Origin of the sequence: Pseudomonas sp. 58 R 3, assembly GCF_900006605.1 — a bacterium.
GTDB lineage: Bacteria > Pseudomonadota > Gammaproteobacteria > Pseudomonadales > Pseudomonadaceae > Aquipseudomonas > Aquipseudomonas salomonii.
The window spans coordinates 31,981-52,832 of the sequence record NZ_CVTT01000032.1 but is presented as its reverse complement, the minus strand read 5'-3'; the positions used below and the strand labels follow the sequence as shown (position 1 = coordinate 52,832).

General features: G+C 61.0%; 26 protein-coding genes. 10 read left to right on the top strand and 16 right to left on the bottom strand.

Features of this window, described 5'->3' with window-relative positions; genetic code table 11:
* Positions 1–158: 158 nt before the first annotated feature.
* The 4 genes from ftsY (at position 159) to rpoH (ending at position 4,230) form a co-directional block, all read left to right on the top strand.
* A complete protein-coding gene (ftsY, locus tag BFP92_RS04790) occupies positions 159–1,559 on the top strand; it encodes a signal recognition particle-docking protein FtsY (protein ID WP_065912226.1) in 1,401 nt (466 codons plus the stop codon).
* Positions 1,556–2,227, top strand: a complete 672-nt coding sequence (gene ftsE, locus BFP92_RS04785; RefSeq protein WP_003213784.1) for a cell division ATP-binding protein FtsE — start codon at positions 1,556–1,558, stop codon at positions 2,225–2,227. The genes ftsY and ftsE overlap by 4 nt, the downstream gene beginning before the upstream one ends.
* Complete coding sequence (gene ftsX / locus BFP92_RS04780) at positions 2,224–3,246, top strand: permease-like cell division protein FtsX (protein ID WP_065912225.1); 1,023 nt, start codon at positions 2,224–2,226, stop codon at positions 3,244–3,246. Before ftsE ends, ftsX begins: the two co-directional genes overlap by 4 nt.
* A gap of 129 nt (positions 3,247–3,375) precedes the next feature.
* Positions 3,376–4,230, top strand: coding sequence for an RNA polymerase sigma factor RpoH (gene rpoH, locus BFP92_RS04775; protein ID WP_065912223.1), 855 nt, complete (start codon positions 3,376–3,378; stop codon positions 4,228–4,230).
* A 137-nt stretch (positions 4,231–4,367) separates the two neighbouring features.
* Here rpoH and mtgA read toward each other — a convergent pair whose 3' ends face one another.
* Positions 4,368–5,090, bottom strand: a complete 723-nt coding sequence (mtgA, locus tag BFP92_RS04770; protein WP_065912221.1) for a monofunctional biosynthetic peptidoglycan transglycosylase — start codon at positions 5,088–5,090, stop codon at positions 4,368–4,370.
* A gap of 74 nt (positions 5,091–5,164) precedes the next feature.
* On the opposite strand from mtgA, the gene BFP92_RS04765 reads away from it, so the two are divergent.
* From BFP92_RS04765 to trmB, 4 genes are all read left to right on the top strand, one after another.
* Positions 5,165–5,542: a DUF423 domain-containing protein gene (locus BFP92_RS04765; RefSeq protein WP_056857688.1), complete on the top strand. Its 378-nt coding sequence runs from the start codon at positions 5,165–5,167 to the stop codon at positions 5,540–5,542.
* Positions 5,543–5,613: 71 nt separating this feature from the next.
* Complete coding sequence (gene thiS, locus BFP92_RS04760) at positions 5,614–5,814, top strand: sulfur carrier protein ThiS (RefSeq protein WP_065912283.1); 201 nt, start codon at positions 5,614–5,616, stop codon at positions 5,812–5,814.
* Between the two features lie 65 nt (positions 5,815–5,879).
* Complete coding sequence (locus BFP92_RS04755) at positions 5,880–6,674, top strand: thiazole synthase (protein WP_017139461.1); 795 nt, start codon at positions 5,880–5,882, stop codon at positions 6,672–6,674.
* A gap of 9 nt (positions 6,675–6,683) precedes the next feature.
* Positions 6,684–7,409 carry a tRNA (guanosine(46)-N7)-methyltransferase TrmB gene (gene trmB, locus BFP92_RS04750; protein ID WP_056857689.1) on the top strand — a complete coding sequence of 242 codons (726 nt, stop codon included), beginning with the start codon at positions 6,684–6,686 and terminating at the stop codon, positions 7,407–7,409.
* Between the two features lie 142 nt (positions 7,410–7,551).
* Here the strand turns inward: trmB and BFP92_RS04745 are convergent, their stop codons facing one another.
* The 9 genes from BFP92_RS04745 to BFP92_RS04705 all read right to left on the bottom strand — a co-directional run bounded on the left by BFP92_RS04745 (position 7,552) and on the right by BFP92_RS04705 (position 14,264).
* A complete protein-coding gene (locus BFP92_RS04745; RefSeq protein ID WP_056857690.1) occupies positions 7,552–7,875 on the bottom strand; it encodes a DUF3392 domain-containing protein in 324 nt (107 codons plus the stop codon).
* 18 nt (positions 7,876–7,893) lie between these two features.
* Positions 7,894–9,096: a radical SAM family heme chaperone HemW gene (gene hemW, locus BFP92_RS04740; protein WP_065912219.1), complete on the bottom strand. Its 1,203-nt coding sequence runs from the start codon at positions 9,094–9,096 to the stop codon at positions 7,894–7,896.
* Positions 9,093–9,689, bottom strand: coding sequence for an RdgB/HAM1 family non-canonical purine NTP pyrophosphatase (gene rdgB / locus BFP92_RS04735; protein ID WP_043206037.1), 597 nt, complete (start codon positions 9,687–9,689; stop codon positions 9,093–9,095). The genes hemW and rdgB overlap by 4 nt, the downstream gene beginning before the upstream one ends.
* Positions 9,686–10,120 carry a DUF4426 domain-containing protein gene (locus tag BFP92_RS04730; RefSeq protein WP_056857692.1) on the bottom strand — a complete coding sequence of 145 codons (435 nt, stop codon included), beginning with the start codon at positions 10,118–10,120 and terminating at the stop codon, positions 9,686–9,688. Before BFP92_RS04730 ends, rdgB begins: the two co-directional genes overlap by 4 nt.
* Positions 10,121–10,141: 21 nt before the next feature.
* Entirely contained in the window at positions 10,142–10,762 is a 621-nt protein-coding gene (metW, locus tag BFP92_RS04725; RefSeq protein WP_016972957.1) for a methionine biosynthesis protein MetW, read from the bottom strand.
* 7 nt (positions 10,763–10,769) lie between these two features.
* Positions 10,770–11,909 (bottom strand): homoserine O-succinyltransferase MetX, encoded by a 1,140-nt coding sequence (locus tag BFP92_RS04720; RefSeq protein WP_065912218.1) that lies wholly within the window; start codon positions 11,907–11,909, stop codon positions 10,770–10,772.
* 204 nt (positions 11,910–12,113) lie between these two features.
* Positions 12,114–12,701: a YggT family protein gene (locus BFP92_RS04715; protein WP_065912217.1), complete on the bottom strand. Its 588-nt coding sequence runs from the start codon at positions 12,699–12,701 to the stop codon at positions 12,114–12,116.
* Positions 12,702–12,725: 24 nt separating this feature from the next.
* Positions 12,726–13,544 carry a pyrroline-5-carboxylate reductase gene (proC, locus tag BFP92_RS04710; protein ID WP_065912215.1) on the bottom strand — a complete coding sequence of 273 codons (819 nt, stop codon included), beginning with the start codon at positions 13,542–13,544 and terminating at the stop codon, positions 12,726–12,728.
* 33 nt (positions 13,545–13,577) lie between these two features.
* Complete coding sequence (locus tag BFP92_RS04705) at positions 13,578–14,264, bottom strand: YggS family pyridoxal phosphate-dependent enzyme (protein WP_065912213.1); 687 nt, start codon at positions 14,262–14,264, stop codon at positions 13,578–13,580.
* A 57-nt stretch (positions 14,265–14,321) separates the two neighbouring features.
* On the opposite strand from BFP92_RS04705, the gene BFP92_RS04700 reads away from it, so the two are divergent.
* A complete protein-coding gene (locus BFP92_RS04700; protein ID WP_065912211.1) occupies positions 14,322–15,356 on the top strand; it encodes a type IV pilus twitching motility protein PilT in 1,035 nt (344 codons plus the stop codon).
* 138 nt (positions 15,357–15,494) lie between these two features.
* Here the strand turns inward: BFP92_RS04700 and BFP92_RS04695 are convergent, their stop codons facing one another.
* Positions 15,495–16,130: a C40 family peptidase gene (locus BFP92_RS04695; protein ID WP_017139450.1), complete on the bottom strand. Its 636-nt coding sequence runs from the start codon at positions 16,128–16,130 to the stop codon at positions 15,495–15,497.
* Between the two features lie 249 nt (positions 16,131–16,379).
* Here BFP92_RS04695 and BFP92_RS04690 point away from each other — a divergent pair, with 249 nt between their 5' ends.
* On the top strand, positions 16,380–16,808 hold the full coding sequence (locus tag BFP92_RS04690; RefSeq protein WP_065912210.1) for an NINE protein: 429 nt from the start codon (positions 16,380–16,382) through the stop codon (positions 16,806–16,808).
* A 143-nt stretch (positions 16,809–16,951) separates the two neighbouring features.
* On the opposite strand, the gene BFP92_RS04685 is transcribed toward BFP92_RS04690, so the two are convergent.
* The 5 genes from BFP92_RS04685 to BFP92_RS04665 all read right to left on the bottom strand — a co-directional run bounded on the left by BFP92_RS04685 (position 16,952) and on the right by BFP92_RS04665 (position 20,844).
* Positions 16,952–18,223 (bottom strand): dihydroorotase, encoded by a 1,272-nt coding sequence (locus BFP92_RS04685; protein WP_065912208.1) that lies wholly within the window; start codon positions 18,221–18,223, stop codon positions 16,952–16,954.
* A complete protein-coding gene (locus BFP92_RS04680) occupies positions 18,220–19,224 on the bottom strand; it encodes an aspartate carbamoyltransferase catalytic subunit (RefSeq protein WP_056857699.1) in 1,005 nt (334 codons plus the stop codon). The genes BFP92_RS04685 and BFP92_RS04680 overlap by 4 nt, the downstream gene beginning before the upstream one ends.
* A gap of 24 nt (positions 19,225–19,248) precedes the next feature.
* Complete coding sequence (gene pyrR, locus BFP92_RS04675; protein WP_017139446.1) at positions 19,249–19,755, bottom strand: bifunctional pyr operon transcriptional regulator/uracil phosphoribosyltransferase PyrR; 507 nt, start codon at positions 19,753–19,755, stop codon at positions 19,249–19,251.
* A gap of 82 nt (positions 19,756–19,837) precedes the next feature.
* On the bottom strand, positions 19,838–20,275 hold the full coding sequence (gene ruvX, locus BFP92_RS04670) for a Holliday junction resolvase RuvX (RefSeq protein WP_003213744.1): 438 nt from the start codon (positions 20,273–20,275) through the stop codon (positions 19,838–19,840).
* The gene (locus tag BFP92_RS04665) at positions 20,275–20,844 is read right to left on the bottom strand and encodes a YqgE/AlgH family protein (RefSeq protein ID WP_065912206.1); all 570 of its coding nucleotides are present in this window, start codon (positions 20,842–20,844) and stop codon (positions 20,275–20,277) included. The genes ruvX and BFP92_RS04665 overlap by 1 nt, the downstream gene beginning before the upstream one ends.
* Positions 20,845–20,852: the final 8 nt, after the last annotated feature.

Genomic DNA, 20,852 nt, shown 5'->3' with positions numbered 1-20,852 from the left:
GTCGCTTCAGTCCTTTATTGAAACGATTTGTTGAGGCCTTTATTTACGCCTTACAAAATGTTGCGCATGAACAAGCGAGCGTTAACGCAGTCTGTTCTGCATCGAATTTATTTACCGAGGCGCCCTGGCGCATCGCTACTTTGAGATAGCCGTCCTCCATGTTTGGTTCCAACGACGACAAGAAGAGCCCAGCTGCGGCTGGCGAGAAAAAAGGCCTGTTCGGATGGCTGCGCAAAAAGCCGCAGGAAACCGTCGTCGAACAGCCACAGGTTCAGCCTGAGCCGATTCCAGAACCGGTCATAGACGCTGAGCCGCCCGCGCCGGTGGTGCTGCCGATGGCCGAGCCGGTGTTGCAACCGGTGGTTGAGCCGGAGCCTGCGCCCGAGCACACGCCGTGGCTGGAACTGCCGGTGGCTGAAGAGCCTGTGGCACTGGTTGAAGATGTACAGGCCGAGCACGTCACGCCGCCGATTCCAGCGGTTGTTGAGCCGGTTGCAGTGGTCGTTGAAGCGCCTGCGCCCGTCACTGTTGAGCCTGCGCCTGCGCCTGCACCTGTTGTGGTTGCCGCTCCCGCCATTATCGAGCCGCCGGTTGCCCCGGAGCCTGTTGTGGCTGCCGTTGAAACCAGCAAAACCGGGTTCTTCGCCCGCCTCAAGCAAGGCCTGAGCAAAACCAGTGCCAGCATCGGCGAAGGCATGGCCAGCCTGTTCCTGGGCAAGAAGGTCATCGATGACGAGCTGCTGGAAGACATCGAAACCCGTCTGCTCACCGCCGACGTGGGCGTTGAAGCCACTGCCGTGATCATCCAGAGCCTGACCCAGAAGGTTGCGCGCAAGCAGCTGACCGACGCCGATGCACTCTACAAGTCCCTGCAGGCCGAACTGGCCGCGATGCTTAAACCTGTAGAAGCCCCGCTGGTGATCACGCCGAACAAGCCGTTCGTGATTCTGGTGGTCGGCGTCAACGGCGCCGGCAAAACCACCACCATCGGCAAACTGGCCAAGAAGCTGCAGTCCGAAGGCAAAAAAGTCATGCTCGCCGCTGGTGACACTTTCCGTGCCGCTGCCGTGGAGCAGCTGCAGGTCTGGGGTGAGCGCAACAAGATCCCGGTCATCGCCCAGCACACGGGCGCCGATTCCGCCTCGGTGATCTTCGATGCCGTGCAAGCTGCCAAGGCCCGTAACATCGACGTGTTGATCGCTGATACCGCCGGTCGTCTGCACACCAAAGACAACTTGATGGAAGAGCTGAAGAAAGTGCGCCGCGTGATCGGCAAGCTCGACGCTGACGCCCCGCACGAAGTGCTGCTGGTGCTCGACGCCGGTACCGGTCAGAACGCTATCAGCCAGGCCAAACAATTCAACCAGACGGTGCAACTGACCGGCCTGGCATTGACTAAGCTCGACGGCACGGCCAAAGGCGGCGTGATCTTCGCCCTGGCCAAACAGTTCGGGTTGCCGATTCGTTATATCGGTGTCGGTGAAGGTATCGACGACCTGCGCACCTTTGAAGCCGAACCCTTTGTACAGGCACTTTTCGCCGAGCGGGAGCGTTCATGATTCGATTCGAACAGGTCGGTAAACGCTACGCCAACGGGCATGTGGGCTTGCATGAGCTGAGCTTTCGAGTACGGCGTGGCGAGTTTCTGTTTGTAACCGGCCACTCGGGTGCCGGTAAAAGTACGCTGCTGCGCCTGTTGCTGGCGATGGAGCGCCCGACCACCGGCAAGCTGCTGCTGGCCGGCCAGGATCTGGCGACCATCAGCAATGCGCAGATCCCGTTCCTGCGCCGCCAGATCGGCGTAGTGTTCCAGAACCATCAGTTGCTGTTCGATCGCACGGTGTTCAACAACATTGCCTTGCCGTTGCAGATTCTCGGCCTGTCCAAGGCTGAAATCGTCAAGCGCGTGGATTCGGCTCTGGAGCGCGTGGCGCTGTCGGACAAGACCGACCTGTATCCGGGCGACCTGTCCACCGGCCAGCAACAGCGTGTCGGCATCGCCCGCGCCATCGTCCACCGCCCGGCCTTGCTGCTGGCGGATGAGCCTACCGGTAACCTTGACCCGCGTCTGGCGGCTGAGATCATGGGCGTGTTCGAAGACATCAACCGCCTGGGCACCAGCGTGCTGATCGCCAGTCATGACCTGGCACTGATCGCCCGCATGCGCCACCGCATGCTGACCTTGCAACGCGGCCGCCTGATCGGCGACGGGGAGGCTGGCGTATGAGTGCGACTCGCAGCCCCAAGGTTTCCGAGCGTGTGGCGCCAAAAGCCGCCGACCCGCAACCGCCGAAGAAAAAACGCGACGACGATGATGGTCCGGATTTCGCCACGCTGCTGCGCGCCTGGATCGAAAGTCATCGCGCCAGCTTGGTCGACAGCCTGCGCCGCCTGGGCAAACAGCCGATCGGCAGCTTTTTCACCTGCCTGGTAATGGCCGTGGCACTGAGCCTGCCGATGGGTTTGTCGCTGCTGCTTAATAATGTGGAGCGCCTGGGCGGTTCCTGGCAGCGCGCGGCGCAGATTTCCCTGTACCTGGACCTCGACACCAGCGCCAAAGACGGCGAGAACCTGCGCGACGACATCAAAAACCTGCCGGGCGTGGCGGAGGCCGAATACATCAGCCGCGATCAGGCCCTTGAAGAGTTCCAGCAGCAATCGGGCCTGGGTGAGGCGCTTAAAGAGTTGCCGCAGAACCCGCTGCCGGGCGTGGTGCTGGTGACGCCGAACGAAGTCGACAAGCCGGCGCTTGAGGCCCTGCGACAAAAACTCGCAGAGATGCCCAAGGTGCAACAGGCACAACTTGATCTAGTCTGGGTGGAGCGCCTGGCGGCGATTCTCAAGCTGGGCGACCGCTTCGTGTTCGGTCTGACGGTATTGTTGGTGTCTGCATTACTTTTGGTGATAGGTAATACCATTCGTCTTCATATTGAAAACCGCCGCACCGAGATAGAAGTGATTAAACTGGTCGGCGGCACAGACAGCTATGTGCGTAGGCCTTTTCTGTACATGGGCGCGCTTTATGGCTTCGGTGCCGGGATTTTGTCCTGGGGCGTGCTGGCTTTTGGCTTGAACTGGCTGAACGACGCGGTAGTCGGGCTGGCCGGCTTGTACGGCAGCGATTTTGCCCTGGCCGGTGTGCCGGTCGCCGACGGTCTGAGTCTCTTGCTTGGCGCCGTCTTGTTGGGGTATATCGGTGCCTGGATTGCGGTCGCTCGTCATTTACGTGAGCTGGCACCGAAGTAGTTAATGTCAGATTAATGTGGTTTCGTTTGTATTGACCGTATTGGTGGTTTAGGGAACTTGTCCTACGGTTCCCGGTCAATTTTCGCAGTGCTGAACTGCACGAGTTATGTGAGTCGGAGGTTTTTTCGTATGACCACTTCTTTGCAACCTGCTTATGCTCTGGTCCCAGGTGCGAACCTGGAGGCCTATGTGCACACGGTCAACAGCATTCCATTGCTGACGCCCGAGCAGGAGCGTGAACTGGCCGAGAGTCTCTACTATGAGCAGGATTTGGGGGCGGCTCGGCAGATGGTGCTCGCCCACCTGCGTTTTGTCGTACATATCGCCCGTAGCTATAGCGGCTACGGCCTGGCCCAGGCTGACCTGATTCAGGAAGGCAACGTCGGCCTGATGAAGGCTGTAAAGCGCTTCAACCCTGAGATGGGCGTGCGTTTGGTGTCGTTTGCCGTGCACTGGATCAAGGCGGAAATCCACGAGTTCATCCTGCGCAACTGGCGCATCGTGAAAGTCGCGACCACCAAGGCTCAGCGCAAGCTGTTCTTTAACCTGCGCAGCCAGAAAAAACGCTTGGCGTGGCTGAACAACGAGGAAGTCCACCGTGTGGCCGAAAGCCTCGGCGTGGAACCGCGTGAAGTGCGCGAGATGGAAAGTCGCCTGACCGGCCATGACATGGCCTTCGACCCGGCCGCTGAAGCGGACGACGACAGCGCCTTCCAATCGCCGGCCAACTACCTGGAAGACCACCGGTACGACCCGGCGCGTCAACTGGAAGACGCCGACTGGAGCGACAACTCCAACCAGAACCTGCACGAAGCGCTGGAAGTGCTGGACGACCGCAGCCGTGACATCCTCTATCAGCGCTGGTTGGCTGAAGACAAAGCCACGCTGCACGACCTGGCACAGAAGTACAACGTGTCGGCCGAGCGGATTCGTCAGCTTGAGAAAAGCGCGATGAACAAGCTGAAGTTGTCGATCGCCGCTTAAAACGCGGGTATCGAAAACAGCACGATCGAATGTGGGAGCGGGCTTGCTCGCGAAAGCGGAGTGTCAGTCACTGTAGATATTGACTGAACCACCGCATTCGCGAGCAAGCCCGCTCCCACATTTGTTTGTGTGTTGTGTCAGTCAGCCCACGGGGCTTTGCGGGAGTTGTTCAACTCCGCCAAGTAACCATCCCCGCCCAGCTGGCTCATCTGCTGCCGAATCCACGCTGCCCGTCGTGCCACATACGCCGTCGGATGGCTGGCACTCCACACCCGTGGATTAGGCAAAACCGCCGCCAGATAGCTGGCCTGCTGGCGGGACAACGCCTTGGCACTCACGCCAAAGTGATGCCGCGCGGCTGCCTCTGCGCCAAACACGCCTTCATCCCACTCCACGCTATTGAGGTACACCTCAAGAATCCGCTGCTTGGGCCACAGCACCTCGGTCAGTGCGGTAAACCAGGCTTCCAGGCCTTTGCGCAGATAACTGCGGCCGGTCCACAAAAACAGGTTCTTCGACACTTGCTGGCTCAAGGTACTGGCGCCGCGAATCGAACCGCCGCGCTCGTTATGCGCCAGCGCCGCCTGGATCGCGCCAAAGTCAAAACCCCAGTGCTGCGGGAAACGCTGGTCTTCACCGGCCATTACCGCCACTTTCAGCTCGTCAGATATCTCATCCCACGGCACCCAGGTGCGCTGCACATCGATCGGTTCGCCGTCGACCCAGGATTCGATCTTGCGTTCCACCATCAACGCAGTGAACGGCGGCGGCACCACACGAAACAGCAGCACCAGCAGCACACTGCCGATGGCAAACCATTTAATGACATTAAGAAAGCGCTTGAAGAGGAGACGCAGCATAGAGATGGCTTGGCCGAACCCGTTGAGCGGGCCATTATACAGACCCTGCCCCTCGAGTCTGACTGGAGTTCCTCATGCTGCGTAGCTTTCTGATGCTGGCTGCCTTTTTCGGCTTTACCGGCGTCGCCCTGGGCGCCTTTGCCGCCCACGGCCTGAAAAACCGCTTGAGCGCCGAGTACCTGGCGATCTTCCATACGGGCGTCACCTACCAGTTGGTGCACGCCCTGGCGCTGTTCGGCGTGGCGCTGCTGGCCGCGCATATTCCTGGCCGACTGGTCAGTTGGGCGGGCATCTCCTTTACCGTCGGCATCCTGCTGTTCTCGGGCAGTCTGTATGCGCTGACTCTCACGGGCATCAGCAAGCTGGGCATCATCACGCCGTTTGGGGGGCTGGCCTTCCTGCTCGGCTGGTTCTTCCTCGGTTTGACTGCGTGGCGTCTACAGGTCGCCTGACCAAGGGGCTTGGGTCAGCCGCGCTGATCGGGCTAGAATGCTGGCCCCTAAAAACGATGGCGGCCCGTGGCATGCGCATTCAGTTGAACGGCGAACCCTTTGAACTGCCCGACGGTGAAACCGTTGCGGCCCTGCTGACCCGTCTGGACCTCACCGGACGCCGTGTCGCAGTAGAGCTCAATCTGGATATCGTCCCGCGTAGCCTGCATGCCGAAACCGCGCTCACCGAAGGTGATCAGGTCGAAGTGGTCCACGCCATCGGCGGCGGCTAGCCGCCCGGCGCTCAAGGGCGCCAACCCGCATTCTGCAGAACCTCACCCCAACTCGAGGATTTCCCATGAGCATCGTTCGTAGCGACAAGCCTTTCGTCCTGGCCGGTCGTACCTACCAGTCCCGCCTGCTGGTCGGCACCGGCAAGTACCGCGACATGGAAGAAACGCGCCTGGCCATCGAAGCCTCGGGTGCCGAGATCGTGACGTTTGCCGTGCGCCGCACCAATCTCGGCCAGATCGAGGGCGAGCCGAACCTGCTCGAAGTATTGTCGCCGGATCGCTACACCTTCCTGCCGAACACTGCCGGTTGCTACGACGCCATCGAAGCCGTGCGCACCTGCCGCCTGGCCCGTGAGCTGCTCGACGGCCACAACCTGGTAAAACTGGAAGTGCTGGCCGACCAGAAAACCCTGTTTCCCAACGTGATCGAAACCCTCAAGGCCGCCGAAACCCTGGTCAAGGAAGGCTTCGACGTGATGGTCTACACCAGTGATGACCCGATCATCGCGCGCCAATTGGCCGAAATCGGCTGCATCGCCGTGATGCCGCTGGCCGGCCTGATCGGTTCCGGCCTGGGGATCTGCAACCCGTACAACCTGCAAATCATCCTCGAAGAAGCCAGGATTCCGGTACTGGTGGATGCGGGCGTGGGCACTGCCTCCGACGCCACCATCGCCATGGAGCTGGGTTGCGACGCGGTGCTGATGAACTCGGCCATCGCCCATGCCCAGCAGCCGGTCATGATGGCCCAAGCCATGCAACACGCAATCGTCGCGGGCCGCCTGGCGTACCTCGCCGGTCGCATGCCGAAAAAACTGTACGCCAGCGCCTCCTCGCCGCTGGATGGTCTGATCAAGTAAGAGCCATTGATGACTGAATCAAACGAAACGCCGAACCCCGTGGAAGAAGGCGACGAGTCCAAGCACCGCCGCATCAAGAGTTTTGTGATGCGCGCCGGCCGCATGACCGAAGGCCAGCAAAAGGGCCTGGAGCAAGGTACGCCGCTGTTCGTGTTGCCATTGGCCGACGCGCCGGTGGACTACGACCAGGTGTTCGGCCGCTCGGCGCCGCGTTCCCTGGAAATCGGTTTCGGCATGGGTCACTCCCTGCTGGAAATGGCCGCGGCCGCGCCGGACCAGGACTTCATCGGTGTGGAAGTGCACCGCCCAGGTGTCGGCGCGCTGCTTAACGGCGTGCTGACCCAAGGCCTGACCAACCTGCGCGTCTACGACTGCGATGCGATCGAAGTGCTCAACCGCTGCATCGCTGACAACAGCCTCGATCGCCTGATGCTGTTCTTCCCGGACCCTTGGCACAAATCCCGTCACCACAAACGCCGTATCGTTCAGGCTTCCTTCGCGGAGCTGGTGCGCAGCAAGCTCAAGGTGGGCGGCATCCTGCACATGGCCACCGACTGGGAGCCTTACGCGGAATACATGCTGGAAGTGATGGACGTAGCGCCTGGCTACCGCAACCTGGCCGAAGACGGCAAATGCGTGCCACGCCCGGCCGAGCGCCCGATCACCAAGTTCGAACGCCGTGGCGAGCGTCTGGGGCATGGGGTTTGGGATTTGAAGTTCGAGAAGGTCGACTGACAAGCTAATAGCCGGCTTGGAATGCAATCAACTGTGGGAGCTGGCTTGCCTGCGATAGCATCACCTCAGTATCACAGATACACCGAGGTGCCAGCATCGCAGGCAAGCCAGCTCCCACAGTTGTTTTGCAGCGCGCTTTAAATCAGCGGCGGTCGGCTACTACGCCAATCAACACCAGCACCACCACCAGCACCGGCGCCAGGCTGTAGTTATTAAACTGGCTCAGCCCCCGAACAATCCACGGCGTGGCATACAGCAAGGCCGCGCCGCTGCCGATCATGCATACCAGCGCCATCAAGGGTACGCGCAAGGCCCCGGCGAGGCTGCCTAGGCGGCCTTCGATCCAGCCTTTGATATCCGCGCCAAACAACACCAGCAGGCAGCCGACAAGGGCCAGGGAGATTTCCGACAGGTTGCTACGGCTCCAGCGGGACACGGTGGCGAGCAGGTCGAGTACCAAATCCATGTGATTTCCTTAGAGCGATCAGCTCAAAAACTTCTGCAACAGGTCATTGAGAAACAGTTGCCCACGGTCGGTGGCCGCCAGGCGTGACGGTTCGACCTGCATTAAGCCACTTTGTTCTGCCTCCCGGCGGCCTTCGTCGAGGCTGGCCAGGTCGAGGCCGGTGCGTTCGGCGTACAGCTTGGATTCAACGCCTTCGGTGAGGCGCAAAGCGTTCATCAGGAACTCGAACGGCAGCTCTTCATTGGTCAGTTCTTTCGCCCCGGCCTGAAAGCTTTTGGCCGGGTTGAGGTAGTCCTTGGGTGCTCGGGTCTTCCAGGTGCGGATGATGCGCCCGTCCGGGTGGCTGAGCTTGCCGTGGGCACCGGCGCCGATGCCGATAAAGTCGCCGAAGCTCCAGTAGTTCAGGTTGTGTCGCGCCGGGCGGCCCGGTTGGGCATAGGCCGAGACTTCATATTGCGCGTAACCGTGTTCGGCCAGCAGCGCCTGGCCGGCTTCCTGAATGTCCCACAGCGTGTCGTCTTCCGGCAGCGCGGGCGGCTGGTTCCAGAACACGGTGTTGGGTTCCAGCGTCAGCTGATACCACGACAAGTGCGTGGGCTTCAGCGCGATGGCTTGGCGCAAGTCGCTCAGGGCATCGTCCAGCGACTGATCGGGCAAGCCGTGCATCAGGTCCAGGTTGAAGTTATCGAACCCGGCCTGGCGGGCCATACCAGCGGCGCGCACAGCCTCATCGCCATTATGGATGCGGCCCAACGCCTCAAGCTTTTGCTGCTGGAAGCTCTGGATGCCAATGGACAGGCGATTGATCCCCAGCTTGCGGTACGCCACGAACTTTTCTTGTTCGAAGGTGCCGGGGTTGGCTTCCAGGGTGATTTCGATGTCGCCTGCAAACGCAATACGGGCCTGCACACCCTTGAGCAGGCGGCCCAGTGCGGCGGCGCTGAACAGGCTCGGCGTACCGCCACCGAAGAAGATCGAACTCAGTTCGCGGCCGTAAACCGCGTGCAGGTCTTGATCAAGGTCGGCCAGCAGTGCGTCCACATACTCTTCTTCCGGCAGCACTTTGCTCGCGGTGTGGGAGTTGAAGTCGCAATACGGGCATTTGCGCACACACCATGGAATGTGGATGTACAGCGCCAGAGGCGGCAGCACCGGCAGAGCCGCCCGCGGTGTTTGCGCGCCGCCGTGGATCAGCGGCTGCGCAGAGGTGTTTTGGGTCATTTCAGGCTCAGGCGTTGGCGCAGCAAATCCATTGCGCGGGCGCGGTGGCTGATCTGATTCTTGTCGGCCGGGCTCAACTCGGCGCTGGAGACATTGCGCTCCGGTACCCAGAACAGCGGGTCATAGCCAAAGCCATGCTCGCCACTGGCCGCATGCAGAATGCGCCCGTGCCACAGGCCTTCGCACAGAATCGGCAACGGGTCATCAGCGTGGCGAACCAGCGCCAGCACGCAGACGAACTGTGCACCGCGCTCGGCGTCCGGCACGCCCTTGAGGGCGTCCAGCAACTTGGCGTTGTTGGCCGCATCACCCTTGCCGTCGGCATACCGCGCCGAATAGATGCCCGGCGCGCCGCCGAGGAAATCCACGGCCAGGCCCGAGTCATCCGCCAGCGCCGGCAGGCCGGAGATGCGTGCGGCATTGCGGGCCTTGAGGATGGCGTTTTCGACAAACGACAGGCCGGTTTCTTCCGGCTCGACCTGGCTGAACTCGCCGATCGAGCGCAGTTGCACGGAGTCGCCGAGCATGGCCTGGAGTTCTTTGAGTTTGCCGGCATTATGGCTGGCCAGTACGAGTTGGGTGAGGTTCATCATTCGGCCGGGAAAAGTTCTTGGACAAAACTGAAACCGTGGGCCTTGCCGCCAGTTTCAACGTTGATAGTGAAGGTCTTGAATTCCTGTTGCGGCACTGAGTAAGGGGCCAGGTAATTGGTCACGCCTTTCTCGGTGATTTGCTTGAACGTCAGCACTTCGCTCTTGCCGCTCAAGTCCTTGATGGTGCCGGTCACTTGCGCCACCACAGGCGTCACACCTTTAAACACCGACACATTGATCAACCCTTTGTTCTTGCTGCGTACAACGCCCACCGCTTGAGCGGTTTCGGGCTGCAGGAAGCTGGAGGTAAAGGTGTTGTAACGCACGGTGATATCACCAAATTCCTTGGTGCGATTAGGGTCGATAACATCGGCGGCCATAGCGTTGGCGCCCAGCAATGCAGTCAATAAAAAAACAGCCAAACGACTCATGATCGTGCCTCTTGATAATGATTAGACGGCAATCTTGTGGTCGGTCAGGCCAGGGCTGCTGACCCGGTAAATACCAATTTCGCCCAACAGGTTGGGCCATAGTTTACTCGCCCAGCCGTGGCGGTGCTGTTGATCGACGGCAAGGCGGTTGATCACCTTGGCTTCACGCTCGCCACACAAGGCTTCAAAGTCTTCAAAGGTGCAGAAGTGGATGTTCGGCGTGTTGTACCAGGTGTACGGCAGGAAGTCCGAGACTGGCATCCGGCCCTTGGTGGCCAGGTACCAGCGGCAGCGCCAGTGCCCAAAGTTGGGGAAAGTGATGATGCACTGGCGGCCCACGCGCAGCATCTCGTCGAGGATGCGGTCCGGGTAGTGCACCGCCTGCAGCGCTTGGGTCATCACCACGATATCGAAACTGTTGCTGGCAAAGTTGCCCAGGCCCTTGTCCAGGTCCTGCTCGATCACGTTGATGCCCTTGGCCACGCACTGGGCGATATTGTCCGGGTCGTTTTCCAGGCCATAACCGGTGACTTGCTTGTTGTCGCGCAGCCAGCTCAGCAGTTCGCCATCGCCGCAGCCCAGGTCGAGCACGCGGCTGCCGGCGGGGATCCAGTCTTGGATGATTTCCAGGTCGGCTCTCATGGCGTTCTCACAGTGCTATTCGGTTCATGTAGTTACTGAAGGCCTGCAGGTAGCGCGGGATCGGAATCAGGAAGGCGTCATGGCCTTGCGGAGCATCGATCTCCAGGTAGCAGACGTCTTTGCGTGCGGCCATCAAGGCGTCCACCAGCTCACGGGAGCGCGCTGGCGAGAAGCGCCAGTCGGTGGTGAACGACATCACGCAGAACTTGGCCGTGGCGTGCTCGAAGGTTTTCGCCAGGTCGTCGTCGTGGTTGGCGGCCGGGTCGAAGTAGTCCAGCGCCTTGGTCATCAGCAAGTAAGTGTTGGCGTCGAAACGCCCCGAGAACTCCTCGCCCTGATAACGCAGGTAGCTTTCGACCTGGAACTCGACACTGTGGAAGTCGTAGTTGAGCTTTTCGCTCTTGAGCCCGCGGCCGAATTTTTCGCCCATGGAGTCATCGGACAGGTAGGTGATATGCCCGACCATCCGCGCCAGCATCAAGCCGCGTTTGGGGATCACACCGGCTTCCTGGAACGAACCGCCGTGGAACTCGGGGTCGGTGAGGATGGCCTGGCGTGCCACTTCGTTGAAGGCAATGTTCTGCGCCGACAGTTTTGGTGCCGAGGCGATGGCCAGGCAATGGCGCACGCGATCCGGGTAGGAGATGGTCCATTGCAGCGCCTGCATGCCGCCCAGGCTGCCGCCGATCACGGCGGCCCATTGCTTGATGCCCAGCAGGTCGGCAAGACGCGCCTGGCTGTGCACCCAGTCTTCCACGGTCAGCACCGGGAAGTCGGCGCCGAACGGTTTGCCGGTTTCCGGGTTGAGGCTGCTGGGGCCGGTAGAACCGTTGCAGCCGCCGAGGTTGTTCAGGCTGACCACAAAGAATTTGCTGGTGTCGATGGGCTTACCGGGGCCGATGCAGCTGTCCCACCAGCCGGGCTTGCGCTCGTCGGCACTGTGAAAGCCAGCGGCGTGATGATGGCCGGATAAGGCGTGGCAAATCAGCACGGCGTTGCTCGCCGTGGCGTTCAACTGGCCGTAGGTTTCATAGATCAGGTCATAGGCCGGTAGCGAACGGCCGCAGGCCAGGGCCAGCGGTGCGCTGAAGTGCGCCACTTGGGGCACGACCAGTCCAACAGAATCGGGGGGGAAGGCAGCTGGCATCGACCCTGCTCTCGTTTAAATGAGGCGTAAGTCTAAAGAGCGGTGACCCCAGCGGCAAGCAAACCCTGAGCCAGACGATCGTTCCCACGCTCCGCGTGGGAATGCAGCCGGTGACGCTCCGCGTCGCACACTGCATGAGGGGACGCAGAGCGTCCCAAGAGGCATTCCCACGCAGAGCGTGGGAACGATCATGCGAATCACCAATCAGATCAAGCTGTACAGCAGCGGCGGCATGCCGGTGAACTCGGCGAGGTAGGGGATCACCCAGATTTGCAGCAATTGCAGCGCGATAAACGCAAAAATCGGCGAGATGTCGAGGCCACCCAGGTTAGGCACCCAGCGACGAAACGGCGCAAGTACCGGTTCGGTGATCTGCTTGACCAGTTCCGCGCCCGGGCTGCGGCTGTCCGGAGCGACCCAGGACAAAATCACGCTGATGATCATGGACCAGAACAGGATCTTCAAAAATAGCGACAAGATACCGATCAGCGCCCAAGGCACCATCAGCACGGTGTCAGGCCGGAAGCCCTTGAGCACCAGCACCACCGCGAACAGGGCCAGTTGCAACAGGAACGCCAGCACCAGTGAAGACATGTCCAGGCCAAACATGCTCGGCACGACGCGGCGCAGTGGCTTGAGCAGCGGTTGCGTGGCTTTCACCACGAATTGGCACAGCGGGTTGTAAAAGTTCGCCCGCACCACTTGCAGGATAAAGCGCATCAGTACGATCAGCAGATACAGGCTGCCCAGGGTCTTGATGATGAAAATGACAGCGTCATTGAGTCCGAGCATCATTGTTTCCTTCGTAAGAGACGACTATTTGCCCAGTTGTTCGGCCATTTCTGCCGAGCGATGCGCGGCGGCGCCGAGGGCTTTTTCCACCAGGGCTTCAAAGCCCCCGGCCTGGAACGATTCGATGGCAGCTTGAGTGGTGCCGCCTGGCGAGGTCACGCGGCGGCGCAACTCGGCGGCATCCACGTCGCTGCCGACGGCCATTTTCGCCGCGCCCAAGGCGGTTTGCTCGGCCAGTTGCTCAGCCACGTCGTGTGGCAGGCCCAGTTTCACGCCGGCGGCGGTCATCGCTTCGATCAGCAGGAAGAAGTAAGCCGGGCCGCTGCCGGAGACGGCGGTGACCGCGTCCAGTTGCTGCTCCTGTTCCAACCATACGGCAATGCCCACGGCGGACAGCAGCGTTTGAGCCTGGTCGCGCTGTTCGGCGCTCACTTCGGCGGTGGCGTACAAGCCGCTCACGCCCTGGCGCAGCAGTGCCGGCGTATTGGGCATGCAACGCACGATCGGCTGGGCGCCAAGCCAGTTGTTCATGCTGGCGCAGGTGATACCGGCAGCGATCGACACCACCAGTTGGTGCGGTCGCAGGCTCGGGCGCAGGCTTTCGCACACGGCCTTCATGGCTTGCGGTTTTACCGCCAGCACGATCACATCGACACCCTGGATGGCCTCGGCGTTATCGGCAAAGGTCTCGATACCGTGCTCGGCGCTGACGCGGGCGCGGGTTTCGGCGCCGGGGTCACTGGCGCGGATCTGCGAGGTTTCCAGGCCCTTGGCCCGCAGGCCGCCGATCAGGCTGGCCGCCATGTTCCCGGCGCCGATAAAGGCAATACGCGTGTTGCTCATGACAGGTCCTTACTCAGATGGATGTCAGCCATTTCACGGCTGGCCGTAGTCGCGGGCGCCAAACAGGGCGGTACCGATCCGCACCCAGGTGGCGCCTTGGGCGATAGCCGATTCAAGGTCGTGGCTCATGCCCATGGAAAGTGTGTCCAGCGGCAGGTTCAGGCTGGCTTGCAGATCGCTGACCGCTGCAAAGGCTGCATCTTGTGCCGCGCGATCTTCAGTCGGCTCGGGGATCGCCATCAAGCCACGCAGCTTCAAACGTGGCAGGGCGCTGATTGCAGCGGCCAGGGCCGGCAGGTCGGCGGGTGTACAGCCGGACTTGCTGGCTTCGCCACTCACGTTGACCTGAATGCAGATGTTCAGTGGCGGCAGGTCGGCCGGGCGTTGTTCGGACAGGCGTTGAGCAATTTTCAAGCGGTCCACGGAATGTACCCAAGCGAAGTTTTCGGCGATCGCACGCGTCTTGTTCGATTGAATGGGGCCGATGAAGTGCCAACTCAAGGGCAGGTCGGTTAATTCGGCCTGTTTGCCCAGGGCTTCCTGCAGGTAGTTCTCGCCAAAGTCGCGCAGGCCGGCGGCATAGGCTTCGCGTACGGCCTGGGCAGGTTTGGTTTTGCTCACGGCCAGCAGGTGGATGCTGCTTTCGTCACGTTGCACGGCGTGGGCCGCGGCGCGGACGCGCTGGCTAACCTGGCCGATGTTGTCTGCTATCGTCGACATTCAAGATGCACCCGTGGATATGGAGTCCGCGGCATTCTACTGGAAATGGAAAGCCCTATGGATATCACTGAACTGCTGACGGCCAGCGTGCGCCGTGGCGCCTCCGACCTGCATTTGTCGGCTGGCCTGGCGCCGATGCTGCGTGTCGATGGCGAAATCTGGCCATTGGAGGGCCCGGTACTTTCGCCTACGCAAGTTGCGGACCTATTAAGCCCTTTGCTCAATCAGCACCAACAAAAGGATTTCGAAACATCTCTTGAAACGGATTTTGCCTTCACGCTGCCGGGCCTGGCGCGGTTCCGCGCGAATGTGTTCCGCCAGGATCGCGGCATGGGCGCGGTGTTTCGCACCATCCCCAGCGAAGTGCAAAGCCTGGAAGACCTCGGATTAGGCGAGGTCTTGCGCCGTATCGCGCAGCTGCCGCGCGGCCTGGTGCTGGTAACCGGCGCGACCGGCTCCGGCAAGTCGACGACGCTGGCGGCGATGATCGACCACCTCAACCAGCACCGACGCCAGCACATCCTCACGCTGGAAGATCCGATCGAATTTATCCACAGGCCGAAAATGGCCCTGATCAACCAGCGCCAGGTGCACCGCGACACCCATAGTTTTTCGGCGGCGCTGCGGTCGGCCCTGCGTGAAGACCCGGATGTGATTCTGGTGGGCGAGCTGCGTGACCTCGAAACCATCCGCCTGGCGCTGACGGCCGCAGAGACCGGGCATTTGGTATTGGGCACGCTGCACACCTCTTCAGCGGCAAAGAGCGTGGACCGACTGGTGGACGTGTTCCCGGCGGGGGAAAAAGCCATGGTGCGCGCCATGTTGTCGGAGTCGTTGCAGGCGGTGGTGTCCCAGGTGCTGGTCAAAAAGCTCGGCGGCGGCCGGGTGGCGGCGCACGAGATCATGCTGGGCACGCCAGCCATTCGTAACCTGATCCGCGAGGACAAGGTGGCGCAGATGGTTTCCGCGATACAGACCGGTGGGGCGTTGGGGATGAAAACCCTGGATATGAGCTTGAAGGCGTTGGTCAGCGAAGGGCTGATCAGCCGGGAGGATGCGCGGGGGCTGGCGCGGGTGCCTGGGGGTATATAGGTCTGAAGATCGACGCAAAACAAATGTGGGAGCGGGCTTGCTCGCGAATGCTGAGTGTCAGTCAATATCTTAGGTGACTGAACCACCGCATTCGCGAGCAAGCCCGCTCCCACATTTTGTATCGCGTTATAGCTCTAATCAGCGCTGAACAACCCGCAGGTTATTCTGCTCTTTAGGCAGAACACGCTTGGCAATCACGTAGTTCTTGTCCCAGAACGGCTTTTTCAGCGTGTCGATGCTCACCGACTTGCCACGGCGCGGTGCGTGGATAAAGCGGTCGTTGCCCAGGTAGATGGCAACGTGGTTGACCTGGCGGCTCTTCAGTTTGAAGAACAACAGGTCGCCCGGTTTCAAATCCTTGCGATCAACCTTCAAGCCGTGGCCAGCAGCCATGGCGTTGGAGGTGCGAGGCAAATCCACCGCTTTTACATCATTAAACGCATATTTCACCAAACCGCTGCAGTCGAACCCTTTACTTGGGCTGCTGCCGCCCCAACGATAAGGAGTACCGAGCACGTTAACGGCGCGGCTTAGGACATTGCTGCTTTGTTTGGTGTTGACGGCCAGTTGGGTGTGGATCGCTTTACCGTGGGCCTTGCTCACTTGAGTCGGGCGGTTGACGGTCAGCTTTACCGACTTGGCAGTGCTGGGTGTGCTGTGAACTTTAGGGGTGAAACCGTTAACGTTAGGAAGACGTTGCTCACGATTGGTGGCGTGGGCGGCCAGTGGCATTAATAGGCAGATGGTTAGCCATGTCTTGAAAAATGGTCGCATTAGGCGTGGCTCTTTTAGGTTTGCGCGCAACTTTATAACAGCTTTTTGTGTCGTTCTCAGGCCGTTTGTCGACTGAACTCTGGGGTCAAACTCTGGAAAAACGCGACGAATTGCCGCAATTGTCCTACAGAGGTCAGGTGGCATAAGGCTTTGCGGGAGGGAAGATACCATTTGCCGTGCGTCGGGCGCCCGTAAAAAAGTCACAAAGAAAATGAAAAAATTTATCTATCGAGGCAAAAGAGGTACTCCATGAACACCTATCGACAGGTTGTTACGCAGCAAGACACCCACAGCAAGGTGATCGGTTACCTGCTTTGGATTTTCGGTTTTACCGGGGCGCATCGCTTCTATTACGGCAAGCCCGTGACCGGGACGATCTGGTTTTTCACCTTCGGCCTGTTCGGTATTGGTTGGCTGATCGACCTGTTCCTGATCCCGGCCATGGACCGTGAAGCGGACCTGCGTTTTACCGCCGGGCCGATCGAATACAACGTGGCCTGGATTCTGTTGGCGTTCCTGGGTGTATTCGGTTTGCACCGCATGTACCAGGGCAAATGGATCACCGGCCTGATCTACCTGCTGACCGGCGGTTTGTTCCTGATCGGGGTGCTGTATGACTTCTGGACGTTGAATACGCAGATTTCGATCCGCAATGCCGAGCGCAATAGCGGGCGCTAAGTCTCTCAAGCCTATTAGAGAGCCCAATGCGGGAGCGGGCTTGCTCGCGAAAACGGTGGATCAGTCAGCATATTTGCCAGCTGATACACCGTATTCGTGAGCAAGCCCGCTCCCACATTTACTGCGGCCACTCCAGACTGGAGTCAGGCCTGATAGGTAATCCGCCCATCCACCAAGGTGTAGCGCACCGTCGCCGGCAGGCTATGGCCGATGAACGGACAGTTCTCGCCCTTGGACAGCCAGTGTTCCCCGGCAACCGTGGAGCTGGCAGGGTCAAACACCACCAGATCCGCCGGCGAACCCACCGCCAACTTGCCCGCCGGCAGGCGTAACGCCTCGGCAGGGCCAGCGCTCAGGCGAGCGAGCAGTGTCGGCAAGTCCAGCAAACCGTCTTCCACCAGGGTCATCGCCAGTGGTAACAACAGCTCTACGCTGCTGATGCCTGGCTCTGTCGCGCCAAACGGTGCCAGCTTGGCATCCCGTTCGTGGGGCTGGTGATGGCTGGAAATCGCCGAAACCACACCCGACTTCACCGCCGCCCGCAAACCCTCACGGTCTGCCAGGGTGCGCAGCGGTGGCTGCACGTGATACAGGCTGGAGAAGTCGATCAATGCCTCATCGGTCAAAATCAGCTGATACAACGCGATATCCGCCGTTACCGGCAGGCCGCGCGCCTGGGCCTGGGCGATCAACGCCACACCACGTGCGCTCGTGAGTTGGCTGAAGTGCGCGCGTACACCGCTTTGTTCCACCAGCAGCAGGTCACGGGCCAGGGCCACGGTCTCGGCAGTCTCCGGAATGCCCGGCAGGCCGAGGAAGCTGGCCACGGCGCCTTCATGGGCCAGGCCGCCTTCGGCCAGGTCGCGGTCCTGGGAGTGGAAGATCACGGTCAGATCGAACGTAGCCGCATATTCCAGGGCACGGCACAGCGTGCGGGTGCTGCGAAAACTCTCCAGGCCGTTGCCGAACGCCACGCAACCGGCATCGCGCAGGGCGATCAGCTCGGCAAGTTGTTCGCCTTCCAGGCCTTTGCTCAGGGCGCCGATGGGGAACACTTTGCAATTACCGGCTTCACGGGCGCGGTCGAGGATCAGTTCGGTCACCGCCGAAGTATCCAGGATCGGCTTGGTGTGTGGCGGGCAGCACAGGCTGGTGACGCCACCGGCAGCGGCGGCGCGGGTTTCACTGGCGATGCTGCCTTTGCGGCTGTAACCCGGCTCGCGCAGGGCGACGTTCAGGTCCACCAGGCCAGGTGCGGCCACCAGGCCGTAGGCATCGATACTCTGGCTGGCGCTGAAGCCTGCGGGCGCGGCGCCAATGGCGATGAGCTTGCCGGCTTCCAGGTGAAGGTCGGTGACTTGATCCAGGCCACTGGCCGGATCGATAACGCGAGCGCCAAGAATGCTGAGCTTCACTGGGCGTTCTCCTGCTCGAATTGACGTTGCGCGGTTTGCCCGCTCATGGCCATGGACAGCACAGCCATGCGGATGGCGATGCCATAAGTCACCTGGTTGAGGATCACCGACTGCGGGCCATCGGCCACCGCCGATTCAATCTCCACGCCACGGTTGATCGGGCCTGGGTGCATCACGATGGCGTCCGGCTTGGCACCGGCCAAACGTGCGGTAGTCAGGCCGAACAGGCGGTAGAACTCGCCTTCGCTCGGCAGCAGGCCACCGGACATGCGCTCGCGCTGCAGGCGCAGCATGATCACCACGTCCACATCCTTGAGGCCTTCGGTCATGTCGGTGTAGACCTTCACGCCGTATTGCTCGATGCCGATCGGCAGCAGGGTTTTCGGCGCGATCACGCGGATATCCGGGCAACCCAGGGTTTTCAGGGCCAGCATGTTCGAACGCGCCACCCGCGAGTGCAGGATGTCGCCGACGATGGCCACCGAGAGGTTTTCAAAGCTGCCCTTGTGCCGACGAATGGTGAGCATGTCGAGCATGCCCTGGGTCGGGTGTGCGTGGCGGCCGTCGCCGCCGTTGATGATTGCCACCTGCGGGCACACATGCTCGGCGATAAAGTGTGCGGCGCCGGAGTCGCCGTGGCGTACCACGAACATGTCGGCGGCCATGGCTTCCAGGTTGCGCAGGGTGTCGAGCAGGGTTTCGCCCTTGCTCGCCGACGAGGTCGACACGTTCAGTGTGATCACGTCGGCCGACAGCCGCTGGGCCGCCAGTTCAAAGGTGGTGCGGGTGCGCGTGGAGTTCTCGAAGAACACATTGCAGATGGTTTTGCCGCGCAGCAGCGGGACTTTCTTCACCGCCCGGCCACCGACTTCGAGGAACGAGTCGGCGGTGTCGAGGATTTCGGTGAGCAGTTCGCGGGGCAAACCGTCGAGGGACAAGAAGTGTTGCAACTGGCCCTGAGCATTGAGCTGCAGCGGGCGCTTGGCATCTAGAGGCGTCATCGCGGGGACTCTGTACAAGGCGGTTTAAAGGGCAAGGTCTTGCAGTTCGAGTTCGAGCGGCGTGGGACCGGACAATTTTACCCGTTGATGGGCTTGCAGCGACAGCGTTGCGCCAACCACGTCCGGGCTGATCGGCAATTCGCCGGCGTCCAGGTCCAGCAGGCATACGAGGGTCACGCTGGCCGGGCGGCCGTAGTCGAACAGCTCGTTGAGGGCGGCGCGGATGGTGCGGCCGCTCATCAGCACGTCGTCGATCAGCACCAGATGCTGGCCTTCGACCTCGAATGGCAGTGCCGAGGGCTGTACTTGCGGGTGCAGGCCATTCTGGCTGAAGTCGTCACGGTAAAAGGACACGTCCAGGGTGCCCAGCGGCGAATCGCTGCCCAGTTCTTCCAGCAGCGCCTGGGCCACCCACACACCGCCGGTGCGGATCCCGATAAAACGCGGCTCGCTGATGGCGCGGTGTTCCAGGTGGGCCTTAAGGCGAATCGCCATCTGGCTGATCAGTTCGGCGGGATTGGGCAGGCTCATGGTGGCTCCTTCAAGGCCTTGCGCGGCGAGGGCGCGGCAAGGTCCGGACTCAAACGTAAAAAGACGCGGCAAGCCGCGTCAGTCAGGATTCAAATAAAGCGGTGTTTTCATCCAACCAACCCTGTAACAACAGGGCGGCGGCAATGGCGTCCACCGGGTTGTCGCGGTAGCTGCCTTTTTGCCCGCCACGGTCGCGGCGCTCACCCTTGGCTTCGAAGGTGGTCAGGCGTTCGTCGTGGGTATAGAAGGGCAGGTTGTAACGGCCATTGAGGCGGCGGGCGAATTTTTCCGCGCGCAGGCACATCTCGCTGGGAGTGCCGTCCATGTTCAACGGCAGGCCGACCACGACCGCATCAGGCTTCCACTCTTTAATCAGGGCTTCGACCTGGTTCCAGTCCGGCACGCCGTTCTGGGCTTTCAAGGTGCACAGCTCGCGGGCCTGGCCGGTAATCACCTGGCCGACCGCTACGCCGATCTGTTTGGTGCCGTAGTCAAAACCGAGGATCAAGCGCAAAGCCATCAGGCGTGCCCCGCCTGGCTGGTCAGCAGGCTGAGGTTGACCCGAAGCTTGGCGGCAGCCGCTTCCAGGCGCAGCTCACTGGCGGTGTTGAACAGGATGTCGGCGTCAAACGGGCAGGTCAGCCAGGCGTTGCTGGCCAGTTCGGCTTCCAGTTGCCCGGCTTCCCAGCCGGCGTAGCCGAGGGTGATCACGCTTTGCTCGGGGCCGACGCCGTCGGCGATGGCGAACAACACGTCCTGGGAGGTGGACAGCGACACGCCTTCAAGGTCTACCGTGGCCTGAAACTTCGGCCCGGTGGGGTGCAGCACAAAACCACGATCGGTCTGCACCGGCCCGCCAATGTAGATCGGTACGCCCTGGCAACGCGCCGGCGGGTCGATCTCGGGGCGCAGTTGCTCAAGGATATCGGCCAGGTTCAGCGCTTGCGGGCGGTTGACCACCAACCCCATGGCACCATTGGCCGTGTGCTCGACGATGTAGGTCAAGGTCTGCGCAAAGTTCGGGTCGGCCATATGGGGCATGGCGATCAGGAATTGGTGCTTGAGGTAGGTCGGGCTGACATTTTTCATGTCCACTA